7 protein-coding genes are annotated in these 8427 nt (G+C 47.3%); 3 read left to right on the forward strand and 4 right to left on the reverse strand.

The features are described 5' to 3' along the window. Nucleotides 1-248: 248 nt before the first annotated feature. Both serB and QZZ22_RS02070 read left to right on the forward strand, forming a co-directional pair. Nucleotides 249-863 carry a phosphoserine phosphatase SerB gene (gene serB / locus QZZ22_RS02065; RefSeq protein WP_292462138.1) on the forward strand — a complete coding sequence of 205 codons (615 nt, stop codon included), beginning with the start codon at nucleotides 249-251 and terminating at the stop codon, nucleotides 861-863. Between the two features lie 69 nt (nucleotides 864-932). Continuing rightward, nucleotides 933-1793: a coiled-coil protein gene (locus tag QZZ22_RS02070; RefSeq protein ID WP_292462140.1), complete on the forward strand. Its 861-nt coding sequence runs from the start codon at nucleotides 933-935 to the stop codon at nucleotides 1791-1793. A gap of 106 nt (nucleotides 1794-1899) precedes the next feature. On the opposite strand, the gene QZZ22_RS02075 is transcribed toward QZZ22_RS02070, so the two are convergent. The 4 genes from QZZ22_RS02075 to tgtA all read right to left on the reverse strand — a co-directional run bounded on the left by QZZ22_RS02075 (nucleotide 1900) and on the right by tgtA (nucleotide 6758). Then, a complete protein-coding gene (locus QZZ22_RS02075) occupies nucleotides 1900-3057 on the reverse strand; it encodes a radical SAM protein (RefSeq protein WP_292462141.1) in 1158 nt (385 codons plus the stop codon). Between the two features lie 3 nt (nucleotides 3058-3060). Continuing rightward, complete coding sequence (locus QZZ22_RS02080) at nucleotides 3061-4218, reverse strand: NAD(P)/FAD-dependent oxidoreductase (protein ID WP_292462143.1); 1158 nt, start codon at nucleotides 4216-4218, stop codon at nucleotides 3061-3063. Beyond that, nucleotides 4218-5180, reverse strand: a complete 963-nt coding sequence (locus QZZ22_RS02085) for a UbiA family prenyltransferase (RefSeq protein ID WP_292462145.1) — start codon at nucleotides 5178-5180, stop codon at nucleotides 4218-4220. The genes QZZ22_RS02080 and QZZ22_RS02085 overlap by 1 nt, the downstream gene beginning before the upstream one ends. A gap of 108 nt (nucleotides 5181-5288) precedes the next feature. Beyond that, nucleotides 5289-6758, reverse strand: a complete 1470-nt coding sequence (gene tgtA / locus QZZ22_RS02090) for a tRNA guanosine(15) transglycosylase TgtA (protein ID WP_292462148.1) — start codon at nucleotides 6756-6758, stop codon at nucleotides 5289-5291. 254 nt (nucleotides 6759-7012) lie between these two features. On the opposite strand from tgtA, the gene QZZ22_RS02095 reads away from it, so the two are divergent. Continuing rightward, complete coding sequence (locus tag QZZ22_RS02095) at nucleotides 7013-8035, forward strand: DUF21 domain-containing protein (RefSeq protein WP_292462150.1); 1023 nt, start codon at nucleotides 7013-7015, stop codon at nucleotides 8033-8035. Nucleotides 8036-8427 lie beyond the last annotated feature (392 nt).

Here is an 8427-nt window from a genome sequence, read left to right on the forward strand (position 1 = left end):
GTATTGCAATAGGCAGAGTAGCATATATTACTTTTGGGATAAGACTTAATCATACGTTCTCATGAATGTCCAGGAACTGCTCAGGGAAACTTTTAAGTCCGGTGCCCGAAAACCTTAAAAGTAATGTTGCATATTTCACATCAATCTCGGCACCATATACTGTTTCACAACGGGATTAAAAATTTAGGTTTGATCGTGTGAGTAATGCTGACAATTCTCAGGAAAGGGTTAAGTTAGTAGTTTTTGATATGGACAGCACCCTAATAGATGCTGAGACCATTGATGAACTTGCAGCGGTAGCTGGAGTTGGACATAAAGTAGCCATCATTACAGAAATGGCTATGAATGGAAAGCTTGAATATTCACATGCCCTTAATGAGAGAGTGAAGCTGCTGGAAGGACTTTCAGTGCAAAAAGCGCGAGAGGCTCTTGACAGGATGCCTTTTATGCCTGGAGCGCATGAACTGGTCAAATTCTTCAAATCCCGGGGTTACAAGACTGCAATGATATCCGGTGGATTTACCATTGCCACCGAAAGGATAGGCAATGCGCTGGGTATGGACCATGTAGTTTCGAACGAGCTTATAATTAACAACGGCTGCCTTACAGGAGAGGTCACGGGGCCGCTCACAGGACATGGGAACAAGGAACTTGTCCTGGAAAAGATCTCCCGTGAATATGGGATAGAGCCTGAAGAGTGCATTGTTATAGGCGATGGGGCAAATGACATCTGTATCTTTAAAAGAGCCAGGTATGCCATTGCATTCAATGCCAAGCCCATACTGCATCAATATGCAGATGTTGTGATTACTAAGAAGGACCTCGAGGCAGTAATTCCAGTGATAGAAGCACTGGATGTGTAAAGCCAGAATCGTGCATTATGAATGCATGAAATGCCAGCTCTTTTGCTGGATAGGGAGGATTAACAAGATATGTTCAAGGAACTGAACGATAAAAAGACTGAGCTTAAAAAGCAGTCAGAAGATTATAAGGCAAAGAGGAATGAACTCAATGCAGAAGCAAGCACATTAGCTGCAAAGCGTAATGAGCTGAACAAAAAGACCAAGGACCTTATCAACGAGGCGCAGGACTTCAAGAAGCTTCGTGACGAGAACAACGAAAAGGTCAAGGAATATAAGGTCATTCGCGACGATGTCAATGCAAAGGCCAACGACATATTTGCAAAGATAGACCAGATCCGTAATGAGAACAACATGGGCGGTCCTTCTATCAAGGACATACGCAAGGAAATAGACAGGCTCGAATTTGCCCAGCAGACGGAAGTTCTCACAACAAGCAAAGAGAGAGAGCTTGTTAGCAAAATTACCGATCTCCAAAAACAGTACGTTGCAAAGAAAGGACAGCTTGAAGGCAATCAGGAGCTTAAGCAGTTACTGACCGAGGCCCAGGAAATAAGGGATGAGGCTTCAGAGCACCACAAGGTACTTTCCGAGTATGCCCAGAAAGCGCAGGAATATCATGACAAGATGATAACCACTTTCAAAGAGGCTGACAAGATACGTGCTGAATCCGACGCTGCTCACAAAGACTTTGTCAAGTTCCAGGAAAGCGCAGACGAGCAACACAAGCTCTTCATTGCAGCTCAGAAAGAGATCCGCGACATTGACAAGGAACTTCGCAAGATGAAGAAGGGCGATGTTGACGGGAAGAAAGAGGCTGCAAAGGCAGATGCTCGCAAGGATGCCGAGGATATTTTCGATAAATTCAAGTCCGGTGGCAAACTTACAACCGAGAACCTCATGGCTCTTCAGAGATCAGGACTTCTCAAATAAAAGGCGCATCATACAGGGTGATAACATCACCCTGATCATTGCTTTTTCTTTTTTGGTATAACAGGGCATATTCGAAGAGATGTTGATGCCTCGTTCTGAAATCGTATTATTTTTCCAGCCCGAGCTTTGACTGCCTGAAAGAAGTATCCCTCATCAGACACGGACCTGCAGTGAAAACCGGGTCTTTGTATAATCTATTCCAGACAGACCTTAGGGATTCCTTATGCACGTTGCCGTAAGGAAGTGGCATGCAGGCGCAGGGAAGGATATCCCCTTCAGGAGTTATATGTAGCCATTTCCTTCCGGCAAAGCAGCCAAAACACTTTACCATATGTGGTATCGGGAAGACCCTGGGGCCTTCCATATCTGCCACCTTCGCTACAAAATCATCAAACCTTTGCAGGTCCTCTGCTGACAGTATTTCATCCTCATGATCCAGCCAGCGGCCAGTGGGCACTATCTCAAAGAAAGAGAGTTCATGAACGCCTGCCTTCTTCGCAAGTGAATAGAAATCATCCAGTTCCCTGATGTTGAGCGGAGAGAGCACTACATACATGTTGACAAGCAGGCCTGCATCCAGTCCGTTGCGAATAGCAGACATCGCTTCCCTGAAGACACCGGGACGACCACGCATATGATCGTGGCCTGCTTCGGTCGAACTGTCAAGGCTGACGCTGAGCATATACAGCCCTGCATCCTTAAGGCTTGCTGCGCGCTCTTTTGTAAGGCCCACACCGGAAGTGAAAAGACCGGGAATAGCTTTTGACTGGTCCACGTAAGTTATGAGCTCTTCGAGCCCTTCATAGACAAGGGGTTCGCCACCATCAAAAATAATCAACGTTGTTCCAAGCTCTTGAGCCTGATCGATTACTGACCGCACAACTTCCGGCGACAGTTTTGCCTTGTTCCTGGTATCAGGAAGGGCGCAATGTATGCACTTATTGGGGCAGTCTTCAGTTATTGATATGGTGAGCTGCTCCGGAACAAAACGACCTCTCATAGCACTCATCTGGCTTGTAACAAGCCTGTCAAAAGCTTTACTCGGGACAGGAGGCATCCAGGTGGAATAGATCAGCCGGTCAGCCTCCACTTTTGAAGGCTTTGTTCCTTCAAATATCTCCAACATGCCAGATACAAATCTACCGGCTATCGAAGAAGCCAGGCCCGAGGTGCCCATGCGCACTTTATTATTCTCCACCCGGGCATACACCTTAAAAAGAGGGTTCCTGTAAAAGAAATACTTCTTCTGCATACTCTTGTCCATGTATTATTTTGTCCGCAGGATAGCCCGGTATGAGAGTAGTGCTGATGGGTTTTTCTTCAGGATCAGCCGGGATATCTGGACAGCCTGATTGAAGGGAGTTCCACCCAGAACCTTCAGATCCTCACCTTCAAAGACCTTCATCATCTCGTTTATCTCATTATCGCTCATTTTCCGGAGGGTTTCAAGGGCAAACCTTCCAAGGTAGTACTCTGTCCGGTAAGCCTCGTTCCATAATCTCCTGTACTCTGAAAGCGCTCTTGCGGAAACATCTCCTTTTGCAATGGCATCCGCGGCAACGTCACCGCACATCTGGCCGGCATGCATGCCATAACCTATTCCAGACTGACCTGCAGAGCCGCCGGTGAGCATGATACCAGCAGCGACCATATCACCCGGTATCGCTGCTATAGGGTCACCACCAACTGAAGTGCTTATGATAGTAAGATTTTCTATACCCTTGAGGGCTTTGAACCTTGCAACCCATGTGTCAAAAAAGTCCGAAACGTCCCTTCCATGTCTGCGCACATATACTCCCAAAGTCGCACGATTGCCTCCGCATGGAGAGTAGGTGGACTTCCAGCCGGGTGCATGGTTACCTACATAGTACTCGAACATGTCAGGCTCACCAATGCCCTCAGCTTCAACCTCAGCCTCCATAGCCCATGCGATGTCCTCAGGATGCTTCAGGGACCTGAGCCCCAGCAGGCCGGCAATCTTTGAGTTGATGCCATCTGACACGATGACAAGCCTGCATTTAAGTTTGCCCCGGGAAGTGCTCAGGGTAAAATAGTCCCCGGTCCTGAGGACATTATGCACCTCGACATCCATACGTATGTCAACTCCTGCATCCAAGACCTGTTTTGCATAGAATTCATCGAACTTCCTGCGGTCAAGGAAATAGGATTCACCTTCGAATATGACCTCTCTGCCTGAAGGAGCAATTATGTGAGCGCCTTTGAGAGTTTTAATGACATAACTCTGGTCTACGGACTCACCCGTCCGGTCAAACATGCCTTTGAAAAAAGTGTTCGCGGGATGTGAAGGGATACCTGTTGCTTCTTTCCTGTCGAGCAGGATAACACTTCCGCCCTTTCGGGCGGCGTTCCTGGCTGCCATCATACCGGCAGGGGAAGCACCTATTACTATTATATCAGAATCCATTAGAATACCCCTGTTACCTGACTCAGTATTCCTGCATATCCCGGCAGGAGAATCAAAAGCACTACATCCAGTATAAGGGAACCAAACATTATCCCCCTGTATCTTGAGCCCTGCAGGAAAAGCCTGCCTCCCCTCTCGGGGGTGGGCGTCCTTATAAAATCAACTGACTGGGAAAGCATCCAGCCGCCTGCAAGGAGCGCACCTGCGAAATAGACAGGACCTAGCCCTGCAGTCAAGCCTATTGCAAGAGATGCTATCACACCTACAACCCACATGAAAGTGACAAACTTTGCGGTCGCAGATACTCCGAAGGTTACCGGGAACGTAGGAGCTCCTCTTGCACGGTCCCCGACAACATCCCTTGCGACTCCCGACAATGTAAAACCCCAGTCGGTGAAGCACATCATCAGCCCAAGGAAGATGGCAGGCAAAGGAAGTATGGAGCCATAGTCGGGCTGCCTAAGGATGCCTGCATGATCAAAAGCCAGCCAGATGCCGATTGGAACAAGACCATATGCTATGCCCACAGGCACAAAGCTCAGGAAAGTAGCCCGTTTTGCAACGGCCGAATAAGCGCTGATGGTCGCCACGGCAATCAGGAGCACCACAAATGACTCGGGATTAAGATACAGGGCCGCTGCGCTGGCTACCAGGAAAAGCAGGAAGGAGTATTTCAGAGCTTTATCCCTTGTGAGCCTGTCCGATACAAGAGGACGATTTGGCAGGTTTATCTTGTCGATATCCATGTCACAGCAGTCATTGTAGACATAGGAGCTTGTGATAGCTGCGTAACCTCCGATAACTGCGATAATGAAAGGGATAAGAGGTGGGAGGGAACCAGTTGCAAGATAGGCTGCCAGCAATGCACTTGCTGCAGGCAGTGCAAAATCCATGTCAGCTATTTCCGGGCGAAGCAGCTCTATATAGGGATTCCTTGTTTTTGTATCGGAAGTTGAAACCATGTATATCACCGGGAGTTTTATCCCTAATTTCCAGTATTATATATTAGTATTAGGGTCTTTAAAAAGACCCAAATATACTGCAGAAAAATTGACAGCCAACGGCTACAATCATGGATTGTGGCCAACGATTATCTGGACATTCGGGAGGCTTTCCAGCTTATCCACCAGCGTATGCCTGAATCTTTCAACAAGTAAATATGTGAATTCCGTTTCAGGATTGAGCTCTGCAAGTCTGATGGTATTGACATATGCCCGTTCAAGGGATTCCTGATCAGGCGTTCTTGGCACTTCCGCATTAAGAGGATATATCTCTCCAAGCTCCTGTGGATAGGCTCCGAAGGGTGGTTTGAATACCAGTACGTTGTCATACCCGCTGTCAAGCTTTATGGGAGCCGGCCTGATGAAGGCTGAGCCGCGTATCGTGAAGCGTTCGAGCTGGTTAGCAAAGCGCAGTACTTCAGGCCTCTTCGCAGATTCAGGGCCACAGTAAAAGAAAGTAGATTTGGAAGCAGGGTCCAGTTTCTCGAGCCACTCTGAGTGGGTGTACATCTGTTTAAGTGCTTCAAGCATGCGCGGATGTGAGCGGCAGCGTTGCTCAACAAGCTCCAGGAGGTTGCCTTCCCATATCGCCTGTTTTATGATGCGTATCTCTTCAAATGTAACGTAAAGGTTGTGCCTTGCAAGTAGTTCCGTGGAATTGTGGGCTTTTTTGAGCTCTTCCGGAGAATACTTCAGACAGATGGGACATGAGCATGGGAGATACTTCAGGTCGTCCACATGGTAAGTTCCTCTGCTTGTGATATAACGTCGGTCCTTGGCATATAGCGCATATGCTGCCGAGTCGAAAAGATCACACCCAAGCGCCACGGCAAGGGCGAACATCATAGGATGCCCGGCGCCAAACAAGTGTACGGGAGCTGTGGGGTCAAGCCCTTTCTTGGAGGCAGCAATTACATCCACAAGGTCAGCATAGCGATATGATTCCATGAGCGGGACAACGGCTCCGAATGGATAAACATCAAAACCTGTTTCAGAGAGCGTTCTTGCACATCTTTCCCGCAGCTGCATGTAGGAAGAGCCCTGTACGGGACCTGCCAATAGCATATCCCCGGTCACAAGCTTCCTGGCTGCCTGCAGACGTTCGATGGTGATATCAAGTTCCTCGCTGGCACGCTCAAAGCTGACATCGGGAGGTGTCGGTATATCCAGCGGTACACCGATGTCACTGCCAATCTTCTGCTGGAAGTCTATTATCTGCTCGTTGGTGACCTCGACCTCGCCATAGACTGAGAGCTGGAATGAGCCCGAGTCTGTCATTATGGGGCCGTCAAAATCCAGGAGCGCGTGAAGGCCGTCTTTCAGGGCTTTCTCCCTCAGTTCATCCTTGCGGTAGATGATGTAGGAGTTAGTGATCAGTATCTGGGCCCCGAAGTCCCTCATCTCTGAGGGTTTTATTGTCTGTATATTAGGGTTAATCACTGGCATGACCGTAGGAGTCTCCACAACGCCATGGGGTGTTGTAAGCCTGCCTATACGGCCTGCTGTGTCCTTATGGATAATATCGAATCGTGATGACATATAGGGGACTAAATAAAGGTAAAGATATATGTAACTTCTTAGAGGTATCTGAGTTCGCGATGAATTATTATACTAAAAGGAAAGTTATGGATTATATATGCATATAAGGCAAATATTAGGGAATTCGCATTGCATCTGTTCACAGATGAACAATGAGTTTTGAAAAGGATTGGTGTAGCGTCTTTAATGATATTCAAGAATTTTATAAGAAGCAATTTCTTGCATTCCTGTTCCCACAAAAATAGCTGAGTCTTATGATGTCTGTTATATGGATATTCATATTCCTGTGCCTTGTACAGTCTGCCATTTTTTCAGGGCTCACTATCGGCCTCTTTGGATTAACGCCCCTGCGACTTGAGATCGAGGCGGAGTCCAAGAACCCTTATGCCTTGAAGATCCTGAGCCTCCGAAAGAACTCAAATTTCCTTCTGGCCACACTTCTGTGGGGCAATGTAGCTGTAAATACTCTGCTTGCACTGCTTACAGACAGAGTTATGGCGGGAGCGATAGCTTTTGTATTCTCGACTGTGGTGATTACCTGTTTCGGAGAACTGGCACCACAGGCATATTTCTCACGCAACGCCCTGAAAATGGGAGCACATCTTTCACCTCTTGTTAAGGTATACAGTTTCCTGTTATACCCGGTTGCAAAACCTTCGGCGATGGTCCTTGACCGGTGGCTTGGTAAGGAGCAGGTCGAGTATTTTAAGGAGAGGGCTTTCAGGGCGATGATCATGAAACATATGTCGTCCGCAACCTCGGATATCGACAGGTGTGAAGGTATTGGAGCTTTGAACTTCCTTTCAATAGATGACCTGGACATAAAAAAGGAAGGATCGATCATACATCCAATGAGCATTGTCCAGTTACATTTTGAAGGGGACCTGCCAATATTTCCCAAGATAGGGAGTTCTCCGGGGGATACATTCGTCCAGCAGGTGGCAGCCTCAGGAAAGAAGTGGACAATTGTTGTCAATGAGATGGATGAACCAAAAATAGCTATCGATTCCGATGCTTTTTTAAGAGGAGCTTTGCGGGTTGATGACAATTTCAATCCTTATAGATACTGCCATCACCCCATCGTGGTATCTGATCCAAGGGAAAAGATAGGCGGGGTTATCAACAAGCTCAAGGTCTATCCAATAGACTCGGAGGATGACGTCATCGACCAGGACCTGATCATTTACTGGAACAAGAATGACCCTGAAAGAAGGATAATCACGGGGTCGGATATTTTGGGCCGCCTGCTACGCGGGATAGTTCTCAGGGTAGAGTGATCGGCAAGTATTATCAAGTAGCTCCGGCCTTCCTGCAACTGCAGAGCCGATCATATCAGAACGGCGTATTGAGTACTGTGAGCATAATGTGATAAATCACATATAGCATGCACATATATTAAAACCGCCAGTTAAGACAGTAATTGCTCAATATGGCTTACGGTATAGGCATCACATGGATGCTACCGAACTATTTTTCATAGAAGCGGTAAGCGTAATCAGTCATTGTGAGATTATGGTTTGTTGAGATTACCACCTGAACTAGGGGATCATGAATATCATAGCTCAGAACATAACAACAACAAAATAACACAATCATGACCTTCGGTCACAGTGCTCATAACAATACAAAAAGAAGAGTGATAGAATAAGTGAGCTGGCAGCGATCCGTA

It is taken from the genome of Methanolobus sp., from assembly GCF_016278365.1.
Lineage (GTDB): Archaea > Halobacteriota > Methanosarcinia > Methanosarcinales > Methanosarcinaceae > Methanolobus.